The 25,574-nt window shown below is 57.9% G+C and carries 12 protein-coding genes; 10 read left to right on the top strand and 2 right to left on the bottom strand.

Annotated elements, in window-relative coordinates; all coding sequences use genetic code 11:
• Positions 1-444: 444 nt before the first annotated feature.
• Genes PSH90_RS20600 through PSH90_RS20590 form a run of 3 tightly spaced genes read left to right on the top strand, consistent with a single transcriptional unit; the run spans position 445 to position 3,251 of the window.
• A complete protein-coding gene (locus tag PSH90_RS20600) occupies positions 445-1,551 on the top strand; it encodes a diguanylate cyclase (protein WP_041479822.1) in 1,107 nt (368 codons plus the stop codon).
• The gene (locus tag PSH90_RS20595) at positions 1,544-2,479 is read left to right on the top strand and encodes an iron-sulfur-binding ferredoxin reductase (protein WP_305381438.1); all 936 of its coding nucleotides are present in this window, start codon (positions 1,544-1,546) and stop codon (positions 2,477-2,479) included. Before PSH90_RS20600 ends, PSH90_RS20595 begins: the two co-directional genes overlap by 8 nt.
• Positions 2,480-2,507: 28 nt before the next feature.
• Positions 2,508-3,251, top strand: coding sequence for an enoyl-CoA hydratase-related protein (locus tag PSH90_RS20590; RefSeq protein WP_095181452.1), 744 nt, complete (start codon positions 2,508-2,510; stop codon positions 3,249-3,251).
• Between the two features lie 170 nt (positions 3,252-3,421).
• On the opposite strand, the gene pyk is transcribed toward PSH90_RS20590, so the two are convergent.
• Complete coding sequence (gene pyk, locus PSH90_RS20585; protein WP_024014116.1) at positions 3,422-4,873, bottom strand: pyruvate kinase; 1,452 nt, start codon at positions 4,871-4,873, stop codon at positions 3,422-3,424.
• A gap of 172 nt (positions 4,874-5,045) precedes the next feature.
• Here pyk and PSH90_RS20580 point away from each other — a divergent pair, with 172 nt between their 5' ends.
• The gene (locus tag PSH90_RS20580; protein ID WP_095181453.1) at positions 5,046-5,432 is read left to right on the top strand and encodes a tol-pal system YbgF family protein; all 387 of its coding nucleotides are present in this window, start codon (positions 5,046-5,048) and stop codon (positions 5,430-5,432) included.
• A 230-nt stretch (positions 5,433-5,662) separates the two neighbouring features.
• Positions 5,663-6,022: a PilZ domain-containing protein gene (locus PSH90_RS20575; protein WP_236168306.1), complete on the top strand. Its 360-nt coding sequence runs from the start codon at positions 5,663-5,665 to the stop codon at positions 6,020-6,022.
• A gap of 93 nt (positions 6,023-6,115) precedes the next feature.
• Here PSH90_RS20575 and PSH90_RS20570 read toward each other — a convergent pair whose 3' ends face one another.
• A complete protein-coding gene (locus PSH90_RS20570) occupies positions 6,116-6,493 on the bottom strand; it encodes a DUF6124 family protein (protein ID WP_095181454.1) in 378 nt (125 codons plus the stop codon).
• 457 nt (positions 6,494-6,950) lie between these two features.
• Between PSH90_RS20570 and PSH90_RS20565 the strand changes: the two genes are divergently transcribed.
• From PSH90_RS20565 to PSH90_RS20545, 5 genes are all read left to right on the top strand, one after another.
• Positions 6,951-10,151 (top strand): hypothetical protein, encoded by a 3,201-nt coding sequence (locus tag PSH90_RS20565; RefSeq protein ID WP_305381436.1) that lies wholly within the window; start codon positions 6,951-6,953, stop codon positions 10,149-10,151.
• A gap of 192 nt (positions 10,152-10,343) precedes the next feature.
• On the top strand, positions 10,344-13,553 hold the full coding sequence (locus PSH90_RS20560; RefSeq protein ID WP_305381434.1) for a hypothetical protein: 3,210 nt from the start codon (positions 10,344-10,346) through the stop codon (positions 13,551-13,553).
• A 150-nt stretch (positions 13,554-13,703) separates the two neighbouring features.
• Complete coding sequence (locus tag PSH90_RS20555; RefSeq protein ID WP_256809031.1) at positions 13,704-17,348, top strand: Tc toxin subunit A; 3,645 nt, start codon at positions 13,704-13,706, stop codon at positions 17,346-17,348.
• A gap of 65 nt (positions 17,349-17,413) precedes the next feature.
• The gene (locus PSH90_RS20550; protein ID WP_305381433.1) at positions 17,414-21,511 is read left to right on the top strand and encodes a neuraminidase-like domain-containing protein; all 4,098 of its coding nucleotides are present in this window, start codon (positions 17,414-17,416) and stop codon (positions 21,509-21,511) included.
• Positions 21,504-25,565 (top strand): Ig-like domain-containing protein, encoded by a 4,062-nt coding sequence (locus PSH90_RS20545; protein ID WP_305381432.1) that lies wholly within the window; start codon positions 21,504-21,506, stop codon positions 25,563-25,565. The genes PSH90_RS20550 and PSH90_RS20545 overlap by 8 nt, the downstream gene beginning before the upstream one ends.
• Positions 25,566-25,574: the final 9 nt, after the last annotated feature.

The following is a 25,574-nucleotide window of genomic DNA, read 5'->3' as shown; positions in this document are numbered from 1 at the left end:
CTCGGTGGGGCGTACACGCGCCGGCAGTCATTCGTTGGTCGCATGGGTGGGCGAATATCGGACAGCGGGTTTGCACTTCAGGATCGCCCCCCTCACCCCAGCCCTCTCCCCCAGATGGGGCGAGGGGGAAAGGGAGCCGATCTTCATCTTGTTCAAAAACTAAGTCCGGCTCAGGAAAATGAAGCTGTTTTGTGCCGTTTCCAGACTCGAGTTCGGCGCGATGTTTGAAGTCGGTGTAACTCGGATAAACAACCCGGTCAGTCCCCTCTCCCTCTGGGAGAGGGCTAGGGTGAGGGGCTTTTGGCGGTGTCAGTAGGCCACACTTTTGACGTCAATTTTCGAGCCCGAAAATCGGTGGTCATTTAGCGACCGGCCCTCTAAAGTGGCATCCGGTCTGTAGAGTAGGACACTCGGTCAGCCTCCTATCGCACGGTGAGTCAACGATTGACCCATAACGCCATTCAACGCCTTTTGCTCAAACGCTTCGCCCTCGCTGCGGCCACCTACGGATTGGCTCTGCTGCTGCTGTGGCTGGCGTTTTTCACCGGGCATTACCAGCAATCGCTCAGTGGCGTGGCCATCGGCAGCGCGCTGGTAGTGATCAGTCAGGCGAGCCTTTTCGCCATGTTCTGGAGCGGGCGCAACCAGCGCTTCGCCGACCCCAGCCTGACCGAAGCGCAAGTGCTGATGGGCCTGGGCTGGCAGACGTGGCTGATCGCCCATGTCGACGAAGCGCGCGGCGCGTTTCTGGTGTTTTACGTGCTGATCCTGCTGTTCGGCCTGTTCCATCTCACCCGACGAGTATTCATCCGCTGCGCGTTGTTGGTGTTCTTCAGTTTTTCCGCGATTACCCTGTGGGACGCCTACCACTTCCGCTTGGCCGAGCCTGCGCTCGCAGCGTTGCAGGTGTGCATTCTGGCGATGGTCTTGGCGTGGCTGGTGCTTTACGCACGTTTTGTCCAGGTTTCCCGACAACGTCAGCGCCAGCGTCGGTTTGCCTTGCAGGCGCATCAGGACACCCTGCGCGGGATGATGCGCCAGCTTGAAGATCTGGTCGCCACCGACGAACTGACCGGGCTGTTCAATCGCCGGCATTTCCTGCGCATCGCCTCGCGCGAGCTGAACGCGCTGGACAGCGACGTGATGCATGGGCTGGCGCTGATCGATCTGGACCACTTCAAGCGCATCAACGACCTGCATGGCCACGCCGCCGGCGATCAGGTATTGCAGGCGTTTGCCGGGGTGGCGCAAGCCTGTCTGCGCGACGGTGACGTGCTGGCGCGTTATGGTGGCGAGGAATTCGTCGTGCTGGTGCCCGACTGTGATGCCGAACGCCTGACCGCGTGTTGCGAACGTTTGCGCATCGCCTTCAGTGAGGTGGAATTAATGGGCCTGCAAGTGCGCAACCTGAGCCTGTCGGCGGGCATGACCCTGCTGTCCGTTGGCGATGATCTGGATGAGGCGTTGCAGCGTGCCGATCAGGCGCTGTATCGGGCCAAGCGTGACGGGCGCAATCGTTGTGCCGCCGCGTGGGAGAACATTGATGCCTGAATTGCGCGTCGGTGATCGGCAGTGGACGGTTGAGGCGGGCAGCAACCTGCTCGACAGTCTCAATCAGAACGGCGTTGCCGTGCCCTACAGCTGTCGCGCCGGCAGTTGCCATGCCTGTCTGGTGCAATGCATCCAGGGCCTGCCCGCCGACAATCGTCCGGATGCCTTGAGTGCCGAGCAACGTCAGGACGGTTGGCGCCTGGCTTGTCAGTGTCAGGTGGTCGAAGACTTGCAGGTACACACTTTCGACCCGATCAGCGACGGCCGCCCGGCCGTGGTCGAAGCGCTGGACTGGCTCAGCGACAGCGTTCTGCGCCTGCGCCTGACCCCGCAGCGGCCATTGCGCTACAGCGCCGGCCAGCATCTGGTGCTGTGGATCGGCCACATCGCCCGCCCTTACTCGCTGGCGAGCCTGCCGCAAGAAGACCGCTTTCTCGAGTTTCACCTGGATTGCCGCCAGCCCGGCGAATTCATCGATGCCGCACGCAAGCTGCAGATCGGCGACTCGATCCGCCTCGGCGAGCTGCGCGGTGGTGCTTTGCACTATGACCCGGACTGGCACACGCGCCCGCTGTGGCTGCTGGCCGCCGGTACCGGTTTAGGCCCGTTGTTCGGTGTGCTGCGCGAAGCCTTGCGTCAGGATCACCAAGGCGCCATCCGCGTCATTCACCTGGCCCATGACGAACGCGAGCACTATCTGGCCAAACCCCTTGCCGCACTGGCCGCGCAGCGGGAGAACCTCAGCGTCGAGCTGTGGACTGCGGCCGAGTCGGCCGCCGCTTTGGCGCAACTGCGCCTTGTTTCCCGGCAGACCCTGGCCTTAGTCTGCGGCTCGACGGCCAGTGTCGACGCCTTCGCCAAGCGTCTGTACCTGGCCGGATTGCCGCGCAATCAACTGCTGGCCGACGTGTTTGTGAGCCGTGGTTGAGCGCTGATTTTCAGACGCGAGACACGCCATGACCGAAGCCATCCTGCTGGAACGCGAACGCGGTTTGCTGACCCTGCGCCTCAACCGCCCGGACAAGAAAAACGCCCTGACGCGCGCCATGTACAGCCGCCTCGCCGAAGCACTGACACAGGCCGACAGCGACCCCGAAATCAATGCCGTACTGATCAGCGGCAGCGCCGAGTGCTTCACCGCCGGCAATGACATCGCCGACTTCATCGAACAACCGCCGAGCGACCTCGACAGCCCGGTGTTTCACTTCATGCTCAATCTGCTCGAATGCCGCAAACCGGTGATCGCCGCCGTGGCCGGTGCTGCGGTGGGTATCGGCACGACCCTGCTGCTGCATTGCGATCTGGTCTATGTCAGCCGCGACGCCCGGCTGCGCATGCCGTTCGTCAACCTCGGATTGTGCCCGGAATTCGGCTCCAGCCTGATCCTGCCGCGTTTGCTCGGGCAAGCGAAAGCGGCTGAGTTGTTATTGCTCGGCGAAGGCTTTAGCGGCGCACAGGCTGCGCAATGGGGAATTGCCACAGACGCGCTGGACAGTGGCGCGGCTGCGTTGAGCAAGGCCCGGGAAATGGCGCTGCGGTTTGATGAGCTGCCGGCCGAAGCGGTGCACATCAGCAAGCAACTGATGCGAGCGCCCGATCGCGAGCTGCTGCGCAAAGTGATCGAGGAGGAGGGCGCATTGTTTACCCAGCGGCTGCGTTCGCCAGAGGCGGTGGCGGCGTTGAGCGGGTTCTTTCGCTGAGTGTCAAGACGCCTTCGCGAGCAGGCTCGCTCCTACAGGAGATTGCATTTCAAGTGTGAGAGCGAGCCTGCTCGCGAAAGGGCCTTACCAGACAAAATATCTGTTGAATCATAAGCAAAAAAGCCCCGCCATTCACATGGCGGGGCTTTTGCGTTTCAGCTGCCGGTCACTCAGACCTGCGGATCACCGACATGCAGGATCTTCATGCCATTGGTGCCGCCAGTGGTGTGGTAGCTGTCGCCCTTGGTCAGGATGACCCAGTCGCCTTTTTCCACGACGCCGCGCTTGGTCAGTTCGTCGATGGCTTTCTGGCTGACTTCGTGCGGTTCCAGCGAGGCCGGGTCGAACGGGATGGTGTAGACGCCACGGAACATTGCTGCGCGGGCCTGGGCTTCGCGGTGCGGGGTGAACGCGTAGATCGGCACCGAGGAGCGGATACGCGACATGATCAGCGGGGTGAAGCCGCTTTCAGTCAACGCGATGATCGCTTTGACGCCCGGGAAGTGGTTGGCGGTGTACATGGTCGCCAGCGCGATGCTCTCGTCGCAGCGGCTGAATTCCTTGCCGATGCGGTGGCTGGAGGTCTTGCCGGTCGGGTGTTTCTCGGCGCCGACGCAGATGCGCGCCATCGCCTGCACGGCTTCCAGCGGGTAGAGACCAGCGGCGGATTCGGCCGAGAGCATCACGGCGTCGGTGTAATCGAGCACGGCGTTGGCCACGTCGGACACTTCGGCGCGGGTCGGCATCGGGTTCTGGATCATCGACTCCATCATCTGCGTCGCGACGATCACGGCCTTGTTGTGGCGACGTGCGTGCAGAATGATTTTCTTCTGAATGCCCACCAGTTCGGCATCGCCGATTTCCACACCGAGGTCGCCACGGGCAACCATCACCGCGTCGGAGGCCTTGATCAGGCCGTCGAGGGTTTCGTCGTCGGCCACGGCTTCGGCGCGTTCGATCTTCGCCACCAGCCAGGCAGTGCCGCCGGCCTCGTCACGCAGTTGACGGGCGTATTCCATGTCGGCGGCGTCGCGCGGGAAGGATACGGCGAGGTAGTCGACTTCCATTTCGGCGGCGAGCTTGATGTCGGCCTTGTCTTTTTCAGTCAGGGCCGGGGCAGTCAGGCCACCACCGCGACGGTTGATGCCTTTGTGGTCGGACAGCGGGCCACCGATGGTCACCACGCAATGCAGTTCAGTGGCGGTGGCGGTTTCAACGCGCATCACCACACGGCCGTCGTCGAGCAGCAGCTCGTCGCCCACGCCGCAGTCCTTGACCAGATCCGGGTAGTCGATGCCGACCACCTGCTGGTTGCCTTCGGTCAACGGATGGCTGGTGGAGAAGGTGAACTTGTCACCGATCTTCAGCTCGATCTTTTTGTTGGCGAATTTGGCGATACGGATTTTCGGGCCTTGCAGGTCACCGAGCAGGGCGACAAAGCGGCCGTGCTTGGCAGCGAGGTCACGCACCAGCTTCGCGCGAGCCTTGTGCTCGTCGGGGGTGCCGTGGGAGAAGTTCAGACGGGCGACGTCCAGACCAGCCAGAATCAGCTGTTCGAGAACTTCCGGCGAGTTACTGGCCGGGCCAAGGGTAGCGACGATTTTGGTACGACGGACGGACATGCAAAGACTCCTGAGTTCAAGCGCAGGCAGAGGCTACTATGCTCGAAGGGTGTAGTCATTGTTCGAATGCACTACTTATCGTTTTCTTTATTGAACGCGGCAACTTTGCGACCAGCGCGTCTGAAGTTTTCCGACCTGGGGTCGATACAGAGCACAAGACAGGAGAACCCCCATGCGATTGTTGCCCATTGCCGCCCTTGCCCTCAGCGCCCTCGCCGCGACGGGCTGCACCCGTTGGTCGATGAACCACCATTTGAACAACGCCTACAGCGCCTATGAACGCGGCAACTGCGAGCAGGTCATGCTCGAACTGTCCAAGGTCGAACGCGCCAGCCGCGCCCGCCCGTACGTGTGGCCGGAAGTGTCGATGATGCGCGGTCAGTGCCTGGAACGGCAGAAGCTCTACATCGACGCGGTGCAGACCTACCAGTTCATTATCGCTTCGTACCCCAACAGCGAATACGCCTACCGCGCCCGCGCGCGTCTGGAAACGTTGCAGAGCCTGGGCCATTACCCGACACGCAGCGCCGCTGCGGTGGTTCGGCCGACGCGCTTCTGACGCGCTTTTCGTACAAAATCTGGCCGTCTGTACAAGCTCCGCTATAGTCAAGGAAACCGTTTCGAGCCGTGTCTCGATAACGGCGCAACACCTGCGACTGGCAGTTACAAGGTGACGGCGATTGTCGCGACCGTCACACCGGAAGCGGGGAGAGCGGGCCTGTCGCACAGGTTCGTTCCGAAGCACAGGTGCGGCTCCGTGACGGAGCCCTGCATGGCGAACAGCACATCATGTTTACCGACCGCCGGATCGAACGGCATCAATTGCCGTATTACCTCAGAGTGTTCAACAGCGTCACCGACAAACCCGTCGGCTTTCTCGGCAATGTGTCTGCGGACGGGCTGATGCTGATCAGCCAGTTGCCGATGATGATCGGGGTGGATTTTCAGTTACGCCTCAAGGTCCCCGCCCGCGATGGCAGCCAGCAAGTCATCGATTTCAGCGCCTGTTGCGTGTGGTGCCATGAAGACGCCACGCCGCTGCATTACGACGCCGGTTTCATCCTGCGCCGCGCTCCCCCGGAGTTCGGCCAACTGGTGCTGGCGCTGAAGCAGTATTTCAGTTTTCAGCCGTTGCCCGCTTCTGCCTGAACAGCAAAAGATCGCAGCCTTCGGCAGCTCCTACAGGGGGAACGCATTCCAAATGTAGGAGCTGCCGAAGGCTGCGATCTTTTGATTTTTACGTCACGCCACAGCGATCGCCCGCTCCTGATCCAGCGCCTTTTCCGCCAGCAATAGGCCCATCTCGCTCAACTGATAGATCGCCATCGCCAGATGTCGCGGCTTGTCCTCGAGGCTGTCCGCCAGGTCGAGCAGCAGAATGCTGACCGAAGAAAAGGTTTCGTAGGTTTGAATGGCCATCGCTTCGGGGTTGATGTCGGGCGCGACCATGAACATCTGCATGCCGCGATCGACGGAATTGCACGACGGCGCAGCGGCGGGTTTTTTCAGGTAGTGATCGAGGGCTTTTTCAGCGGCCTCGTGGAGTCTGGTGGAATCGGGGGAAGCGTAGGGGGAGGTCGAGTCTTCGATTTCGGGGGGATTGGGTGTTGGTTTGATCATGGTGATAACCCTTGGTTGGGGCCTTCACCCCTCGCGACTAAACGAAAGGGTGGCGGCTGGACGCAGGTTAGTCGACCGGGGGTATCACCAAAAACCGGCGCGCCGAAGCGCCCTGCGTACAGCCACCATCGAGTGCGGGGATAGGGATTACCCGACTGGATGACGCTTATACACCTTGATGACAAACCCCCGGGCGACTAAACCCGACCACTGATTGGCAGCGGCACGGATCACGTTACGGGGCAGCTTCAAAGCGCACAAGCCGGCGGATTCTGAGTGATGTGTAGGCAACGGCGCAAGCCGATGTAGCCGCGTGTTAATGACTGAAGGACGTCTGCATGTTGCAGCGTGGGAATAGTTACCGCTGATCGGGACTGTCAGGTTTTACAGGTGTCATTTCGTGCTTACGGTTCTTCAATGAGGCACCCAGGTACCGACGGTATAAGGAAGCTCGATCATGTCCGACCATGAGAACCCAGGCTCCAATCCTCCAGAAGATGGCCCGTTTCCTGAGGACCATCGCCCTTCCCAAAAATCCGATGATCCGATTTCCGAAGAGCCGGGAATCCTGGTCGCGGATTTGGAGTATGAGGCCGGCTCCGAGTCACTGTTAGTAGATACCACGATGGACTTCAAGTTTCGTATACCGGTAAACGATGGCCGTTATCACAACGTTCATCTGGATTTTCACGGAGCCGATAATTACTACCGACGTATCACTGAAAGTGCATGGTTGGGGGGCGTCTGGCACAGTATTCGAGTCGAAGACCTTCCCGAGAGTGACCTGCAAGTCAGAGTTGATGGAAGATGGGATTACATTGATCAATGGTCAAGGTGGACACCGCGGACTTTGCTGGTCAGAAAGGCTGCTCGCATTGCCAGCAATCGTACTGTGACTACAACGGTTCCAGGCCTCGCCGGTAAAGGCAGCAAAATCACGCTTGTGCGTCCCAATTCAGGCACTGTACTGAGCACAACGGCCATTACCAATGGCTACGGAAATTGGACTGTCACGCTCCTTGATAATGTCCCTCAGGGTTTACAGGATTTCATTATCCGTGAGGAGTATGGAAATACGCAGGGGCGCTACGCGGGGAAAGCGTCACTGACCGTACTCAAGCCTGTAACGCTCAGTCCGTTGCCGCAGGTTATAAGTACACAAACGCCGCAATTTGCGGGTACAGGCGGTCTGCACCAAGAGTTGACAAGAGTGGATGTTTACATCAAAGACACATCGATCAAAGTATTGGCCTACGCAAAGATCGAAATTGATGGGTCATGGGGTGGTACCAGCACTTATAAGTTTGCGTTCGGCAAAAATTATTCTCTAGTCGCCAGTCAAAGATACGATGGCGCAACATCTGTGCCGTCAGTCCAACGAAATTTTTATGTCATTGACCCCCCCCGAATAACGTCTCCTGGATTGACGCAGACGGTGGACATGACATCGACGTTCACAGGCACTGTCGTCGCCGGGATCTCCAGTGCTGTTGCTGTGCGTTCGGAAAACACCCAAGCTCAAATCAGCACCCCAACCGATGCCGCCACAGGCGCATGGTCTGCATCTTTCACGCTGACACCTGGTCCGCATTCAATTGTCGGCACGCATACCTATTTGGGAACGACATCACTGACCAGCCAACCCTTCGGCATACGAGTACGCACGGGCAAGCCGACGGTCACATATACGCAAGCCAATGAAACGATCACATTTTCCGGCACCGGACATTTCGACGAGAAGCTCAGAACCGAAATCGAGTTCACTATCCTCGAAAGTCCAGCCGACCCAATGCCGGTCGCGCCTCCAAATGCACAAGTACAGCGCAACGGCACTTGGAGCACCACCGTAACGGGCTGGAAATTTGGCACCTATAAAATCAACGCCGTCCAGAAGATCAGAGACAACGCCAGCGGCTGGATCGACTCGCTGCCGCTGACCTTCGAAGTAAAGAATGTCCTCCCCGATGTCAGTGATGTGCAATTCACCAACGACTACCAACCGACCTTCAGCGGCAAAGGCTTCAACAGAGCCTTGGTTCAGCCACGCAGGCCCAATAGCCCATATCTTGAAGCGCCTGAAGTGGAGGTCGTCGGCGGGCGGTGGTCCACCCAGGCTTCGAGCGTTTGGGGACCCTCGTTCGAACGTGAAGTACACATAAAGCAATTTCTCGACGGGCACCAGTCGCCAAACTGGTTTGTCCTCAAAGTCACCATCCCGCCGCAGGCCCCTGGCTTGAACGAGCCTGAAGATGACGGACTTTCGCCCAGGTTCAGCGGCACGTGCTGGCCGGGTGCAACCGTGAACATTGAGTACAGCGACGAAACCGGCATTGTGCACAAGGGCATCGTCAGTGCTGGCACGTGGCAGTTCAGGCGCGACAAAGAATTTGCCCTGGATATCACACATACCGTCACGGTGACCCAGGTCGCCGCGCAGCAAACTTCGCAGCCGACGTCCACGACATTCATTGTCAGGAGAGCGATGGTCACGCCAGTGATTACCCAGCCGCCGAACGGCTCGGAAGTCGGTCGTGCTGTAACGGTCGAGGGCACGATGGGTATGGTGGGCGCCACTTTGCAACTGCGCGACAAGCAGTTTGATCGTCCCTTGGGCGATCCGAAAATATTGAGCCAGGATGGCGACTGGTCGATTGACCTGAGTCTCGAGCAATTCAGGCTCTACACCTTTGACGCCCAGCAGACACTGGACGGTCGACCGTCGCTACACAGTGACGAGCATGAATTGACGGTGGTGCTGCTGCCGCCAGAATTTCTCCAGCCGATACAACACGGCAAGTTGCCACGAACCGCGTTGCTCAAGGGTACGGGCATGAGGGGCGGGGTTGTCGAAGTCTGTCTGCAAGGGCTTGCCGAACCTCTGCTCAGTGATGTCATTGTGGATTGGGCGGGCAATTGGCAAGCCGAAGTGACGTTGCCGGTGGGCAGCAAAACGATCTGGGCCCGGCAAAGTTTCATGGATGAAAGCGGCAAACTACAAGAGTCGAAAGACAGCGAGCCGCTGCACTTTGACATTGTGCCAGCGGCACCCTTCATTGAAACCCCGATCGAGGGCGATGCCATCGGGCAGCAGGTGGTGGTGTGCGGTTTTGGCGTGCCGGGCGATACGGTTACGGTGACGCTGGTCGGTGCCGCGCGTTCCGAGCCGGCAAGCGCCGTCGTGCAGGAAAATCGCACCTGGTCAGTGATGCTCGATGCAAGTCTGCTCGGCGGGGGGCTTTACCGGCTCGAGGCAGTCGCATCTCTGGACGGGTTCGAATCATTTGAAACCCTGCGCTCGGTCATTCTGGGTACTTTCCGACCTGTGCTCGACGGGCCTGCAGCCGGACGCTGGGTCAGTCATCCAGTGCAGTTCAGCGGCAAGGGCCGTCCGGGCGTGGGCGCCATCGCGAGTTGGTACAACCCGGATGTTCAGTGGCTGGCTCAGGTACCCGTGGTCGATGAGCACTGGCGCGGGGCGGCGACAAGGGCACTGCCTCTGGCGGGCAACTGGTACCGATTCCGGCAGACGCTGACTGACGCGGCGGATGACGCAACGATGTCCGATTGGGCCGACAGTGCGCGTTTTGAAGTCGAAGCCGCGCGACTTATCAGCCATGCCGGGCGGCGTTATTCAGGTGTACAAGCTGGTGGACTCTGAGTGATGTGTGGCAACGACGCAAGCTGATGCAGTCGCGTTTAATGGCTGAAGGACGCAAGGATACTAAGGCGTGGAATAGTTACCGCTGGTCGGGACTGTCAGGTTTTACAGGTGTAGCGATGTGAGGCACCGGTATTCAATGAACTTACCTGTTGCATCAATCAGCCACCTTGCCCTTTCTGAGATCAGGCCATGGAACAAGATGATGGTATTAAAGATCCTTCCGACAGCTTGCCCCCGAAACAAGAGGTAGTCTGCGCTGAGGAGATCGGAACGGATGTGACATTTGTAACCCATGAGCTTCACGCGGAAGAAGACGGTAGGTGGGCGCAGCTTCGAGTGAGCTATGCCTACTCCTACGATGGTTCGACATTTACTTGCATCGTGTCAGCGTACAGAGCAAAAGAGAATCGACGTTATGAAGGGAATGTAAAATTCTATCTTTCTTTGGTTAGCGGTGAAGGTGATGTAAGAGAACTGACGGGCAGTGCTCGCCAGACCGGTGAGTGGATTGATCTTGATGAACCCTATCGAGAAACGATTATCGCCAATCAAAGAAACGTAACAGTGGGGTTTGATTATATTTATGATGTGGGTAACGCAAGTGATCCGGTTCTGAAAACCTACAAGGTTGCCAATTATCGGATGCCCATTCCAACCATCAGTGCAATCCGAAACTTCACATCTTCAACTTTCTCTGTCAAGGGCACGGGAGCAATATACCGTTATACTGTTGTCTTGGATGATGGGCGCGGTACGATTGGGGCAGAAGAGGCTTTCTACGATCCTTGGTCAGTGCCCGTCACCGTGGCAGAAAACAAGAATTCTCTAAGTTTTCAAGCATATCAAATGTATGCCGGTAAGGTTTCCGAGCGGACGGCTTATGTAACAGTCTACCGCGCTCGAATTACTTTCCCGGCAGCTAATGCTTTGGTGTTGGCAAAGGATCTGGTTTGTTTCAGAGGTATGGCTGCGCCGGGTACTGTTATCAGAGTGGTTGGGCATTTGGATCATTATGAAAACTGGAGTGAGGTTATTACTGTCGGAAAGTCCGATACGACTTGGGAGGCTCCGGCAATAAAGGTCTCTGGCAGCGGGACGTTCTCGGTTGTCGCCCAACTTAAATCACCCAATATCAATCATTTTTATACCGATGCCATAACTTTCAGAGTCATGGGGCTGCCGTTAATATCCAAGCCACCTGCGGGAACAGTTTATGAACAAGACTTCCTTCTGACAGGAAGCAACGGCTTGGCTGGGGCGCGATTGAGAGCATTTTTTGATCTGACGAATGATCCTGTTCGTGATTGGGAAGTCGTTAGCAATGCAGACGGGGCGTGGGAGGGGATGATCAACGTGCCGCCAGGGCCGATCAGCCTGGTCGTCGAACAGGATCTGGATGACGTGTCATCCGGACGCAGTGCACCACAAGCCTTCAGGATTCGCCCCCCCACTCTGAAACAGCCCAACGTCACCATCTCCGGCACCACGGTGACCTTTGCCGGTAACGGTTATTACGATCGCGATCTCAAATCTGAAATCCAGTTCACCGTCAGCGGGGGCGCGGTGCAAGTTCCCGCGCCTGCAAATGCTGAAGTGATGCCGGGAGGCATCTGGGAAACCGCAGCGCAGTGGCCTTTGGGTACCTACAACGTCTCTGTCATTCAAAAAATTGCCGACAACGCCAGCGGCTGGATCGACTCGCTGCCGCTGACCTTCGAAGTAAAAAATATTCTCCCCGATGTCAGTGATGTGCAATTCACCAACGACTACCAACCGACCTTCAGCGGCAAAGGTTTCAGCAGAGCCTTGGTTCAGCCACGCAGGCCCAATAGCCCATATCTTGAAGCGCCTGAAGTGGAGGTCGTCGGCGGGCGGTGGTCCACCCAGGCTTCGAGCGTTTGGGGACCCTCGTTCGAACGTGAAGTACACATAAAGCAATTTCTCGACGGGCACCAGTCGCCAAACTGGTTTGTCCTCAAAGTCACCATCCCGCCGCAGGCCCCTGGCTTGAACGAGCCTGAAGATGACGGACTTTCGCCCAGGTTCAGCGGCACGTGCTGGCCGGGTGCAACCGTGAACATTGAGTACAGCGACGAAACCGGCATTGTGCACAAGGGCATCGTCAGTGCTGGCACATGGCAGTTCAGGCGCGACAAAGAATTTGCCCTGGATATCACACATACCGTCACGGTGACCCAAGTCGCCGCGCAGCAAACTTCGCAGCCGACGTCCACGACCTTCATAGTCAGGAGAGCGATGGTCACGCCAGTGATTACCCAGCCGCCGGACGGCTCGGAAGTCGGTCGTGCTGTAACGGTCGAGGGCACGATGGGTATGGTGGGCGCCACTTTGCAACTGCGCGACAAGCAGTTTGATCGTCCCCTGGGCGATCCGAAAATATTGAGCCAGGATGGCGACTGGTCGATTGACCTGAGCCTCGAGCAATTCAGGCTCTACACCTTTGACGCCCAGCAGACACTGGACGGTCGACCGTCGCTACACAGTGACGAGCATGAATTGACGGTGGTGCTGCTACCGCCAGAATTTCTCCAGCCGATACAACACGGCAAGTTGCCACGAACCGCGTTGCTCAAGGGTACGGGCATGAGGGGCGGGGTTGTCGACGTCTGTCTGCAAGGGCTTGCCGAACCTCTGCTCAGTGATGTCATTGTGGATTGGGCGGGCAATTGGCAAGCCGAAGTGACGTTGCCGGTGGGCAGCAAAACGATCTGGGCCCGGCAAAGTTTCATGGATGAAAGCGGCAAACTACAAGAGTCGAAAGACAGCGAGCCGCTGCACTTTGACATTGTGCCAGCGGCACCCTTCATTGAAACCCCGATCGAGGGCGATGCCATCGGGCAGCAGGTGGTGGTGTGCGGTTTTGGCGTGCCGGGCGATACGGTTACGGTGACGCTGGTCGGTGCCGCGCGTTCCGAGCCGGCAAGCGCCGTCGTGCAGGAAAATCGCACCTGGTCAGTGATGCTCGATGCAAGTCTGCTCGGCGGGGGGCTTTACCGGCTCGAGGCAGTCGCATCTCTGGACGAGTTCGAATCATTTGAAACCCTGCGCTCGGTCTTTCTGGGTACTTTCCGACCTGTGCTCGACGGGCCTGCAGCCGGACGCTGGGTCAGTCATCCAGTGCAGTTCAGCGGCAAGGGCCGTCCGGGCGTGGGCGCCATCGTGAGTTGGTACAACCCGGATGTTCAGTGGCTGGCTCAGGTACCCGTGGTCGATGAGCACTGGCGCGGGGCGGCGACAAGGGCACTGCCTCTGGCGGGCAACTGGTACCGATTCCGGCAGACGCTGACTGACGCGGCGGATGACGCAACTATGTCCGATTGGGCCGATAGCGCGCGTTTTGAAGTCGAAGCTGCGCGCTTGCCCCACGCCGACTCCTGAAATCCGGCTTCCGACGAACGGCTATCAAAACTGTCAGAACTGACAGTGGACTTGACGGCGTTCGAAGCGCTCAATCGTACTCACTGAATGTGCAGCCTGACGAAGGACGTCAGGTTGCGCGGGCCAGTTGTCGCCTAAAGGAATCTGATCATGGTTGATTCGCGCCGTCCCGCCCTGCAACTGTTCGATGAGTTGTTCAGCGAGGAACAACGAGCACAGAACGTCGGACTGCAGAACCTCGAGACATACCTGCAAAACGGTGGATCAATTTATCCACTGGTTGAAAGGGGTGTTCAATGCATGGTCCAAGAGCATCAGCTCAGCGTTGAGCAAGCGCAACAATATTGGCGCGGCGCCAATAGCATAGCCACCTCTCAGCGGCGCCAATTTATCGAGCAGACGCTGCGGGGCACCAGGCCCGCGCCAAAGCGCAGCTCCAGCGGTTTGTTATCGATCGTGGACGGTCCCAATTATCACGCTCTGATCGGTACCGATTTTTCCGCGTTGTGCCCGCCAGATGCACTGGAGTCCATCTGGTCGCCAGTGGCGTATCTGATCGACTTGTTGCGCTGGGTTCGTGACCGTCTGGAGGGTATCAGAGAGGAAGACGATTTCTCGCTGCATAACCGGCGCACAGATCTCTTGGCACTGAAGGTCGACTTCAATGCGGTTTATCAATCGATCTCTTCTGTGGACATCATCGTTGAGGTGCTGGAGAAATTCATCGCGGCGCAAACGGATATCGAATCCATCGAAGACGCGCTGATCGCAGCCCGCTACCCCAATGGTCTGCCTTATTACCAGCATTGGGTCACAATTGATGGTATCGCGCAGTTTCATGACTTGTCGGTGGGCGACTTCGAGCACCGGGTCGACCTGGCTTATCCCTATTTTCTGCAAGCCAATGCTCGAGGTGCCAATACTGCACAGGGTTTCGCCCATGCCTCGCGGCTTGGCCCTTATCAGCGCCAGTTGCTGACCGAACCGCGTGCGGATTTCGCCCTTCGCGAAGATTTTTTTGCGCACAACTTTGGTACCTATACCGAGATGTATTCGAATCTCAATCAGGTGGAGTTTTTCGGTCAGCGCACCAAGCTCGACAGCCGACAGATCGAGGCTCTTCTGTCGATTGGCGACTTTGCTCCCGTGCGCTCGGCCAATGTGACCTACCCGGATGAAACGCCCAAGCAGCCTGAAAGCGAGCGCTCGGGTTCGGTTTACATCAATGACGGTACTGCGCCGGCGGTGGGTTTCGATCCTGCAACCATGCCTCGCATTCGAATGACGGCAATCCCCGACGAACTCATCGGGTTCAACCGCTATACCCGGATGAATCAGATGGTGCGTCTGGCCAACTGGACAGGATTGCCGTTCGAACAGCTGGACGCAGTGTTGACATCGGTCATCCGGGCAACAGGGCGCGGCAATTCAACGAAAGGTCACAGCAACGAGATGGACATCTCCAGTGGCGCGGTTCATGCGCTTGGGTTGTTCCAGACGTTGCGCGAGCGCTACGAATGCACCGCCGCGGACTTTGCAGTGTTTGTGGGTGAGCTGTCGGTTTATGGCCGCGGTGAAGCGCTCTCGCAATTCGATCAGGTGTTCAATTTTCAAACCGGTTATCGCGAGCCTTTCAAGCTCGACAACGATGAGTTTGCGGTGGCGCCGATACCGGGCGTGGTGGATCTGACGATCAGCCAGCTCTGCAGTGGTCTGGCGATTGATCCGCAGACTTATTACGTGCTGGCGAACGCTGTGGCCAAGGCTCATGGCTTGACCGACAAATTGAAGCGCAACGCAGCGATCATCTCGAGCTTCTACCGTTTGGTGAGGCTGGCCCGGCTGTTGAACATCACTCCGGTTGAAGGCGTGCTGATGCTATCGATCCTGGGCGGCGATGACTGGGTCAATGGCTTGGCCGGTACTCCTGTCATCCACGATGTACCGGACGGTTCACCGGATGCGCTGGAACTGATCGAGGCTATGCAAAGTTGCGTGCAGTGGTGCGCGCAAAACAATCTGCCGGTGTTGTGGGTGTTGCAGCATGCGGTCGCTGCGCCAGCGGCTCAGGATCCATCCGAACAGGATGAGCAGTTTTTCGAGCAGGTTCGCAATTTGCTGCCGACTGCACAGTTGTCCAATAGTACGTTTCTCATGGCAGGCGTTCCGGCAGCCGGGGCCGCGGACTGGATCGAATTTCTCGCGACATCCGCCGACAGCCTGGGGCCGATAACCGACGGGCATGGTTTGATCCTGCCTCCGGAGGGAAGCGCTGAGATGTATCTGGCCTCCGTCCATAAAAAAATCGCCTGGGCGGTCGACAGCGCCTTGGGTGAGATCGAGCCAGCGTTGCGGCAGAGCATCATCGACAGCATGGTCAGCGCGTTTTTACAGATGCGCGATGCGCAGACTTCGCTGGTCAAGGAGACGCTGGCGGCATACGCCGGCGTTGGCGTGGATCAGGCATTGCCGGTCCTGAACTGGGCAGACGTCACGGTGCATCAGTTACTGCTGCATGTGCTGGAGCAAGCGGATGCGGGGAGCGAAGGGGGCGGCCGAACTCGCCCCCGAGTTGCCGACACATCATTCGATCTACTGGCTGAAGTTCGCCGGCGCAGTGAGGTGGTGTCGACCCTGGGGTTAAGCGCGGCGCTGTTGCAGGATTATCTGGATAGCGGCTACAAGGACTGGCTGGTTCAGGACGACAAGCATGCGTTGACGGTGCGCACGCTTTATTACCTGACCATGCTCACTCGCGCTTTTGCCCTCGCCTCAGCCTCGAGCGGCCAACCGCCACAGAAGCTGTTGGACTACCTGCGCCAGGTCAACGCATTGCCGGATGTCACCGGAGATGCGAGATGGCTGGCACAACAGGCGGCGGCGATCAAACTGGCCGATTTTTTTGGCTGGAGCGTTCAGGAAGTGCGCGAATGTGTGAGCCGCATCGATCCCGACCTGAAGGTGTTGAAAAACCTTCCCCAGCTCGATTTGTTGATGCGCGTGCTGGCGCTGTCCACCGAGAGCGGCATGGATGCGTTAACGATTTTTCTCATTGGTAATCTGCCCGAAACCGTCGACAAAAAATCCTATGCCGATGCCGCCGAACATGCCCTGCTCGGCGAGTCCGATACTCGTGCCCCGATCGTGCATGTTCCAGGCGACGTCAAAGGGCTGGTCACAATCACGTGCGAAGTGGTGGATGACAGCACCGTCGTGGCTAACAAGCCAGACGAAAAAGTCACTTATAAAGTGACCCTCAAAGACGCCAATGGAAAGTCGCTGAGTGGCGTCAATGTTTATTGGCGCGCCACATTGGGCACCATTGAATACAAGGCGACGGGAACGGACGGGACACTTTTGGCCGAGTTTATCCCCGGCAAGGTCATGGGCCGCGACACGCCAATGCTTTGGTTGGACTTGTTCGAGCCGCAATACGCCCCTCCCATAGAAATAACTGCCGACTTCACTACGTTGTCGTTCCCTATTGCAGAACTTTCACCTACGCCTTTGGAAACAGTGAAATACGGTCATGAAGTAGAACTGTATGCGGTGCTGGAGGACGACTACGGAAACCGCGGACAAAACTCGCTCGTGGAGTGGTTCGGCAAGAGCGTTCCGCCCGCGAAGATGGATGCCGTCACTATTCGGCCGGCTCAGGGGTTCACTGATCAGCAGGGGCTTACCCGGGTTTTTGTCTCAAGCAAGACGGGCGGCACATTCGTGTTCAGCGTTCGCTCTCAGTCTGGGGAAAGCGAAAGAATATTCCCCCATGCCATTACCTTTGCCAGGGAGTAGCGGCAGGGCGTTGCATACCGCCTGGCGAACGTTTTTCCCCGGGCCATATTCCAAGGAGCAAGATCATGGCACTGAGTAATATTGGCGGGCTGCTGGAAAAACGTCGCTCGGCACTTCTTGAATACTGCATCGGTCAAGTGGCCAATGATAAATACCCTTTTCTGAAAACACCTGAAGACTTGTTTGAATTGCTGCGCATGGATCCTCTGGATACTTATCAGGTCAAGAGTTCCAGAGTTGCCGAAGCGATAAGTTGTGTGCAGCAGTACATCCATGCGGTGTATCGAAAGCTGGAACCAGGATTCCGGGATCACGAGTTCGACAAGCGTCATCTGCGCGAATGGGAGATTTTCAGCAATTATCCCGACTGGACCGTGCCCCACCAGATTTCATGCTATGCGGAAAACTTCATCGTTCCATCGGTGCGATTGCGCAAAACCAGTCTGTTCAAGAATCTGGAAAACAACCTGAACCAGGCCCGTCTGGACAAAGATACCGTGCAGGCGGCGCTGCAGGATTATTTGCAGGCATTCGAACAAGTCTGCGATCTCGATGTGATCAGCTGTTTCATGGACGGCGTGACACCGGCCAAAGCTGATTACTACTTTCTGGGGCGGCAGCGGGTGCAGCCGTTTCAGTATTTCTGGCGCAAGGCCGAGATCGAACTGGGCGCAACCAGCGTTTCGGTCAATCCGGCGGTCTGGAGTGAATGGCAGGCCGTGGAAATCCCGACCGCCGATCAGGTGCTGGATATCCGCCCGGTGTTCTGGAATGGCCGGTTGTGTGTGGTCTGGGCCGAATGGCGCGACGCGGTAGTCGCGAGCGCAGCGGAGTCGCTCAGCCCGAGCAAACTGGTGATCAATCTGGCATTCATGAAGCAGAACGGGCAGTGGTCTGCGCCGTTGTGTGTGCACAGTTCAGAACACAAGGACGAGGGTTTGGCGAGCTCCAGACTGATTGCGACGGTGCAGGTCGATTATCTGAATCCGAAGGGCAAGTTGGGGATTTTACTGACGGGCAACCTATCTTCGCCATCCGGCAGTCTGCGGGTGCATGGTGTCTACGACGTTCTGATGCGCCCCCTTCTGGACGGTGGCGCATGGCTGGATCTGGCGCTTGAGGAGCGATTTGTCAGCAACGATACGGTTCAGCACCCACTGAACAGTCAGGTGACTGTTGTCACTCGCATACAGACCCATGGTTCCCTGACGCCCTATCTCGACCTGCACGTTATGGCAACGCGCGCGGATGACAAAGATGTGCTGACGGTGCAGGGTTTTTGCAGCCCCACGGGCCTGGACAGCGCTCGGTTGAAAATGGAGCTGCAAATTGCAGGTCTGCCTTCTGATAGTGACCCGCCGCCGATCCTCGAAGAACAGGATGCAGGCGGGGGCTGGGTAACTCAGTCGTGGACTTCCTCGCGGACGAAAGGCACCTGGCCCACGCCAGTCATTTTTTCATTCGCCTCTCCCACTTCCCCGACAGGACAGAAAGAGTTCGACCTGACGATTGTCGATCTCATGGATTTCGTCCCGCCAGCTCTGCACAAGAACAGTACCGACGGGGCACAGTTTCTTTCATTCAATCAAACTGGACTGGCGTTGAAATTCATTCGGCTCAATTCCTTGTTTGGCTCGGAACTGGTGAGATGCTCGAATATTTCCGTGGACGCCGTGCTGGACTGGTCCAACCAGTTCATTCGCGAACCGTCGCCGATCGGCGCAGAGTTCGTTGAACCACCCAATGGTGCCTTCGACGGTGCCAATGGTCTGAACTTCTGGGAGCTGTTTTTTCACCTGCCGCATTTGATCGCCACCCGGTTGCGCGACGAAGAACGCTTTCAGGAAGCGCAGAGCTGGCTGCATTACGTATTCGATCCACAGGCCACCGCAGATCCGGCCAATCCGCCGGTTCCGATCGCGAACCCGAAACCGGCGTATTGGCGTTGCCGGCCTCTGGATATCGCAACAGCGCCGGGCAATCCAGGGTGGGAAATCCAGAATCCCCTCGATCCGGATGCCATTGGCTATGCCGCACCCGCACATTTTCAGATCCTGATGTTCACCGACTACGTAGAAAACCTGATGGCGTGGGGCGATTGGTATTACCGACAATTGACCCGTGACAGTCTGGTGGCCGCCAAGCTTTGCTATGTCCAGGCCGGGTTTCTGATGGGCAAGGCGCCCACCGCCGACACAGCGACTCGTTGGCAGACCGACACCGTGGAAAACCTCTTGGACAATTGCGAATCGCGACCCCTGCTTGAAGCGCTTGAACAAACGCTGGATTTCAACCTGGCAGATTACCCGATCGCTTCCGACACCCCGCCGATCCTGGGTTTGTTGGCCTGCGAACCTTTCAGAATTCCGATCAATCAATCGCTGCTCGACCTGTTCGCAAAGCCGCAGCAACGCCTTGATAACCTGCGCAACAATCTCACGATCGATGGCAAGCCGCTGGACGTGTTGCTGTTCAGCCCGATGACCGATCCCAGGCAATTGCTCCGCGATCTGGCCGCTGGTAGCGCGGCCGGGCCCAGACCGATGGGCGGGCGCCTGGTGGTCAATGCGTATCGCTGGCGGGTCACGTTCGAAGTCGCGTTGCGCGGGGTACAGAGCCTGCGGGATTTCGGCAGTCTGGTGCTGCGTCTGCTCGAGCAACGCGACCGTGCCGAGCAGGAAGAATCGCAGCAGAACCATTTGCTCGAGCTGGGTCGCTATGCCGAAACGGTACAGGAACAATCCATCGCCCAATTGGAGGCGAATGTCACAGCGCTGAAGCAGAGTCGGGCAATGGCGCAGGACCGGGCCGACGCCTATGCAATGCGTTACAGCGAAAACGTTTCGCCGATCGAGTATCAGGTCATGGCCAGTCTGCAGCAGTCGAAGACATCAGCACTGCAGGCCAAAGTTGTCAGGGTGGCAGGGGGCGTCATCGCGGCGTTGCCAAAAATCTATGGTACTTCCAACGGTGGCTTCAAACCCGAACACACTTTCGATGCGGTGGCTTTCGGCCTGGAGGTTTCTTCGTCACTGCTGCAAATCGACGCCGATCGACAGGCCACCACTGAAGGTTATCGCCGTCGCCGCAGTGAGTGGGCGCTGCAACGCGATCAGGCGCTGGCGGAGGTGGGCGCAATCGATGCGCAGATCGAAGCGCAAAGCCATGCGGTCAGCGCGGCGAGGTCCAGCCTTGAACAGACGCTCAGGGCTAACAGCCAAGCGTTGACCATGTACAACTTCCTTAAAAAACGCGCGAGCAATGCCGAGCTGTTCGGCTGGATGCTTGGCCAGCTCAAGGCTCTGCACTATCAGGCGTACGACGCAGTCGTCAGCCTGTGCCTCAGTGCTCAGGCTTCACTGGCTGCCGAAACCGGGGATTATGATGCCCCCGTCCCTTTGCCTCAGGCCTGGCTCGATCACCGTTATGGTCTGGGCTCGGGTGAACAACTGCATATGTACCTGCTGGACCAGGAGCGCAGGCGCTTGCAAAGCTACGAGCGGCGGCCGGAACTGATCAAAACCATTTCCTTGCAGCAGTTGTACGACGACAGAATCGAGCCTCAAGAGGGCATAGCCAGCTGGGCAGATGCACACGCGCAATTGATGGCAACAGGTGTGTTGGAGTTCAGACTGACCCAGTTGTTGTTCGACCGTGATCATCCTGGCCATTTCTGCCGGCAGATCAGTTCGGTGGAAGTCGATCTGCCTGTGCTGGCCGGTCCCTACGAGGATGTGCGGGCAACGTTGCAGCAGATCAGTAGCGTGACCGCGACCCGACCGACCACACAGTCTGTGCAGTATTTGCATAACCCCACCGCAATCGCACCTGGCGATCTGCTGTTCAACCTGCGTAGCGGTCAGCAGATCGTTTTGTCGGTCGGGCTTGGCGATAATGGCCAGACCCACCAGAAACCCGACGAAGGATTGCTCAACCCGTTTGAATACACGGGTGCCGTTTCCCATTGGCGGCTGAGTTTTCCTCGCCCGCTTAATCAGCCGCAAGCTGCAATGCTCAAATCCTTGACCAATATCATTCTTCGCGTGCGGTACTCCATCAAGGCCGGCGAGCCGACGTACGTCCAAAAGGTCACAGACCTGGTGACCGAGGCTGAAAACACCTATCTGGCGCGCCAACGCAACGGAGCCAGCGATCATGAATGAGCCCGTCGTGCAAAAAAATGAAAGCCTGCTGCTCAATGGTGACTTCAATGATCGACTCAAAGAGTGGCGTACCAGCGGTAGGGTTGGCCTGGCGAGCGAGTTTTATGATGGCGAGTTAGTCAATTTCATGGAGGTCGGTGTCGGGGCTTCGGCCACACAGGAAGTCAAAGCTCCCAAAACCCCCGGTGCACAAGCCGGTTACGAACTGACGTTTCTATGTGAACTGCGGCCCGGCGTTTCATGGTCGGGCGAATCGGGCTGGTTGCACATCCGCAAGCGCGGTGAAGTGTTGATGAGCATCGAGCTCACGGCGCAAGAAGGTCGGAATCCGGAGCTCGAAAACGCCCGACGGCTGGCGGGACAGCCGCTTGAATTCAAGCCGCGCGCGTATCAACGGTCGCTGGATCAATTGGAATTCGTGAGCGATGACGCATTGAGCTTCGAGGTCAGCGGTGTCCCTGACAACACGGGCGACAATCGTTCGGCAATCTGCATCACTCGAATCGACCTGCAACTGAAGCTTGAACCGCTGCAACTGCAGACGGTGCGACTGGATAGCGAAGATCTGCCACCAGGCCAGACGTTATACCTTTGCCTGGGCGCTTCCCTTGGCGATGACCCGAATGACTCTCTGTTCATTCCCCACGGCCTGTCTTTTATTCCGGCAGACGGCAGCGCCTGGCTGGATACGAATATCGCATTGATCATTCACGGCAACCCGATGGAGTCCGTCAAGGCGACCCCCGACTGGGGCGCCTATCAACCGCTATTGTCGCAGTGGTCGCTCGATTGCCCGGATATGCAGGAGGAAAAGGCTCATGACTTCACGATAAGTCTGGTGAACCAGTACAACGCCGAGCCTTACACGATTGACGTATCGTTGGGGCATCATCGATTAGCGCTTCGCGAAGTACAGTGCGCGGCTTATTACCCGGTCCTGGAGTATGCGCAAAGCGTCCGTTTGGGTGTGCAGGTTCTCTCTTACTACACCAGTCAGGCGCTTGATGGCCGGGAAGTCAGGTGGACGACTGCCGGGCAAGGTGTGCTGGGCACCAGCATCACTGATGAACAAGGCTTGGTCTACTTCGATTTCGTTCCTGAGCAAGCAGGCGATTTCGTCCTCACAGCTTCGGTCGACAGTCCTTATTACCCTAGTGGCGAGGTGACTCTCGAGTTTTCGGTCACGGTGCTGGCGACCGATCCCTGGATGGACTTGCGTTGCGTTGTCGAATCGCAGGTAACCCTGTGGAGCGCGACCGGTTATCCCAATCGTGGCACTGATTACCCCTTCATTGTGCGCTTGCCCGCCGACAGCCCTTTGCTGGCGACTGATCTATCGCTGCACTGGAGCGGCGTCGGGCATGAAGAGCTGAAGGTCACGGTCAACCCGCCACTCCAGCAACCGGTCGCTTTCGATGGGGACGATAGTCTCTGGACGCTGGCCTGCGAGGACTGGCTGGACGGTCGCTTCGAACTGTCATTGGTCTGCTCGAAGCTGTTACTGCCATCGCCGCGTAAACCCATGTCGCTGGCGCGCAACAGGGTCAGAATCGCTGACACGCGCGGCCCGAATATTTCACCGGTTGTCGAGGACTCCGAAAAGACGTTGATGCGGGTGCAGGTGGTGCATGTCACTGACAAAGGTGCCGGTGAGCCAGTGATTGATGCGATCGTCGACTGGCAAACCCCCGAGGGCATTGTCGAGTCTCGTACCGGCAGTGGGGGCTGGGCCAGCCTGTATTACCGACCGTTGACGGCTTTGAGCAACGAGACGATTACCGCCAGTGTGAGTGCCTACGAAGGCGGACCGGCAGATGAACACTCATTTTCGGTCACGGCGTTTGCACGAGACGAATGGAAGGACAAGGTCAGCATCACGTTTGATGCCGTTCCGATTGCCCATGACGGAATCGCATGCAAGCGCGGCCAGAGGCATATCCTGACGGTCCGGGCATTAGCGGGCAGCCCGTTGATTGGCGAGGCAATTACGCTCGGATGGCGGAACGAAAATCCAGAGAACGGTCTGGCGGTGAGCGACCTTGACGTACCGAGAATATTGCGCGAAGGGGAAGATTTGAGTTGGTTGTTCAGCTCTGATCGTATCGAAAGTACCAGCAGTATTTTCGAGGTGAGTTTGCGCACCGACATTCTCACGAACAAGGATTTTTCTTGCCGACTGTTATCACCTGACCTCCATGAAGAAATGACCGTGGTCCTGGATCAGATGACCGATCTCAGGGGCCAGCCACTCTTTCCGTGTATCGGCGCTGTACATCGCTATATCTTCCGCACCAATGCGCTAAGCCCTTTAGTGGGTATTGCCATGGATCTGGTATGGAGTGGAAGCCCGGCGGCAGAGCTCGGAATCGAATTGAGTCCACCCCGCGGAAGCGAAAATTTTGTGGATGACAGCGGGTTTATCTGGACGCTGGACTGTTCAAAAAGTACCAAACCCGGTGTCTTCGCACTTCGGTTCGTTATCGATACCCATGGTTTCAGCGACATCAATACGATGACCCTGGGCCACAATAAAATCACTATCGAAGACGCCCGTGCATCTGCGGTGGATCCGGTCATTGGGCAGGATCCTGCGTGGATGTGGCTGAAGGTACGCTCCCCTTATCGTCCCGACCTCGCTCTGGATCAAGTGCCTGTTCAATGGACAGGCGACGGCAGCACCGAAGAGCACAGGACGGCTGCCGACGGCTGGAGTGGTTTTCCCTTTGCGCCATCCACCGCAGGTGAGCATGTGGTGACAGCGGCGGTTATCAGCCCTTATGACCGTTTTGAAGAGCGCCGAACCATGAAGGTTCTAGCGCTGGAAGGGGATCCCTGGGCCGGATTTGAATACAGTTTCGACTCCCAACCGTTTCAGCCACTGGGTCAAAGCGCTGAGTTCCCTCGGCGCAAGGGGCAGCACCAATTGCGCGTGAGTGCCCCGGCGGGCAGCGCGTTGTTTGACCAGCACCTGACACTGGGCATGACCGGCACCGGGCCGGCGGAATTGGGCATGCGCTTCGAGGAGCCACGTCTGGGTGACCCCAGGCTTTTCTCGAGCGCTGGAATGACCTATCGGTTCAACGCGGGCGACCTCAAGGACGGGCGTTTCGGCCTGCGCTTTTCCTCGGCGCGGTTGGCCAGGCTTTCTCCGGTTATTGCAATGTCGCTGGGGCAAGGCGCGCAGGTGGTAAAAATTGCGGATCGTTCGCGCAGCAGTCAGACGCTGTTTTGGGGCGAGGCTGTATCTGAGCAGATCACCATTGTGTCGGGCATCAGTGGCAGACCAATGGTGGGGATGAAGGTTGTCTGGTGCAGTCCGGACCTTGGTGAGGTGACCACCACTACCAACTTCTACGGTGAAGCGCGGATACGGTTTGTGCCGACAACACCGGGTGCGGCGCAACTGACCGCTACGGTGGGCGATGCGCTGTATTCGGAATCGATTTCTTTACCGTTTTTGCTGCACGAGCCCCGGGAGATCAAGGAACTGATCAGCGCTGATCCGAGCGGGTATCCGGGGCAGGTGATGACCGCGCAAGTCCTGGTCGTTTCAGCCAGTACCGCGCAACCCTTGGCCAATGTCGAAGTGATGTGGGAGTACGACCGCACCTCGCTGCCGACAACCCTGACGGATGCCGAAGGCAAGGCAACGGCGCGCATTGTCTTGGGAGGAGCAGGCGAGGCTGCATTGCGGGCGTCGGTAAAGGGTGGTTTGGCTGGCTGGGTGGTAAAAACGCTCTGGTTGACCGTCACTGAGTGTCCAGCAGCGGTGGAATCCGTTGTTGCGTCGCCTAATCCGGTTCCCTTGCAGACCTACGTCTCCATGACCGCGCTGATTGTGGCCAAGGAGGGGCGAGAGCCCATGCCCAGACGGAAAATCCTTGTTTCCACTAATGGAGCACCGTTCACTGAGTCGTTTACCGATCACAAAGGGCGATACCAGGCTCACTGGCGGCCGATGAACCTTACGGAGCAGATTTCGCTGGTCGTCAAAGTAGAAAACAGCGACGGCACTTCGGACAGCGGCGCTGTGTATGTTGCAGTCACCAACTGATCGAAGCTG

It is taken from the genome of Pseudomonas sp. FP1762 (genome assembly GCF_030687105.1).
Lineage (GTDB): Bacteria > Pseudomonadota > Gammaproteobacteria > Pseudomonadales > Pseudomonadaceae > Aquipseudomonas > Aquipseudomonas siliginis.
This window is presented reverse-complemented; position numbering and strand designations above follow the sequence as displayed.

What these genes read in the sequence shown, in the direction of transcription:
- PSH90_RS20590 (WP_095181452.1), top strand. Translation starts at nt 2,508, where the DNA reads ATGACCGAAGCCATCCTGCTGGAACGCGAACGCGGTTTGCTGACCCTG.
- pyk (WP_024014116.1), bottom strand. Translation starts at nt 4,873, where the DNA reads ATGTCCGTCCGTCGTACCAAAATCGTCGCTACCCTTGGCCCGGCCAGT.
- PSH90_RS20545 (WP_305381432.1), top strand. Translation starts at nt 21,504, where the DNA reads ATGAATGAGCCCGTCGTGCAAAAAAATGAAAGCCTGCTGCTCAATGGT.
- PSH90_RS20575 (WP_236168306.1), top strand. Translation starts at nt 5,663, where the DNA reads ATGTTTACCGACCGCCGGATCGAACGGCATCAATTGCCGTATTACCTC.
- PSH90_RS20550 (WP_305381433.1), top strand. Translation starts at nt 17,414, where the DNA reads ATGGCACTGAGTAATATTGGCGGGCTGCTGGAAAAACGTCGCTCGGCA.
- PSH90_RS20565 (WP_305381436.1), top strand. Translation starts at nt 6,951, where the DNA reads ATGTCCGACCATGAGAACCCAGGCTCCAATCCTCCAGAAGATGGCCCG.
- PSH90_RS20595 (WP_305381438.1), top strand. Translation starts at nt 1,544, where the DNA reads ATGCCTGAATTGCGCGTCGGTGATCGGCAGTGGACGGTTGAGGCGGGC.
- PSH90_RS20555 (WP_256809031.1), top strand. Translation starts at nt 13,704, where the DNA reads ATGGTTGATTCGCGCCGTCCCGCCCTGCAACTGTTCGATGAGTTGTTC.
- PSH90_RS20580 (WP_095181453.1), top strand. Translation starts at nt 5,046, where the DNA reads ATGCGATTGTTGCCCATTGCCGCCCTTGCCCTCAGCGCCCTCGCCGCG.
- PSH90_RS20560 (WP_305381434.1), top strand. Translation starts at nt 10,344, where the DNA reads ATGGAACAAGATGATGGTATTAAAGATCCTTCCGACAGCTTGCCCCCG.
- PSH90_RS20570 (WP_095181454.1), bottom strand. Translation starts at nt 6,493, where the DNA reads ATGATCAAACCAACACCCAATCCCCCCGAAATCGAAGACTCGACCTCC.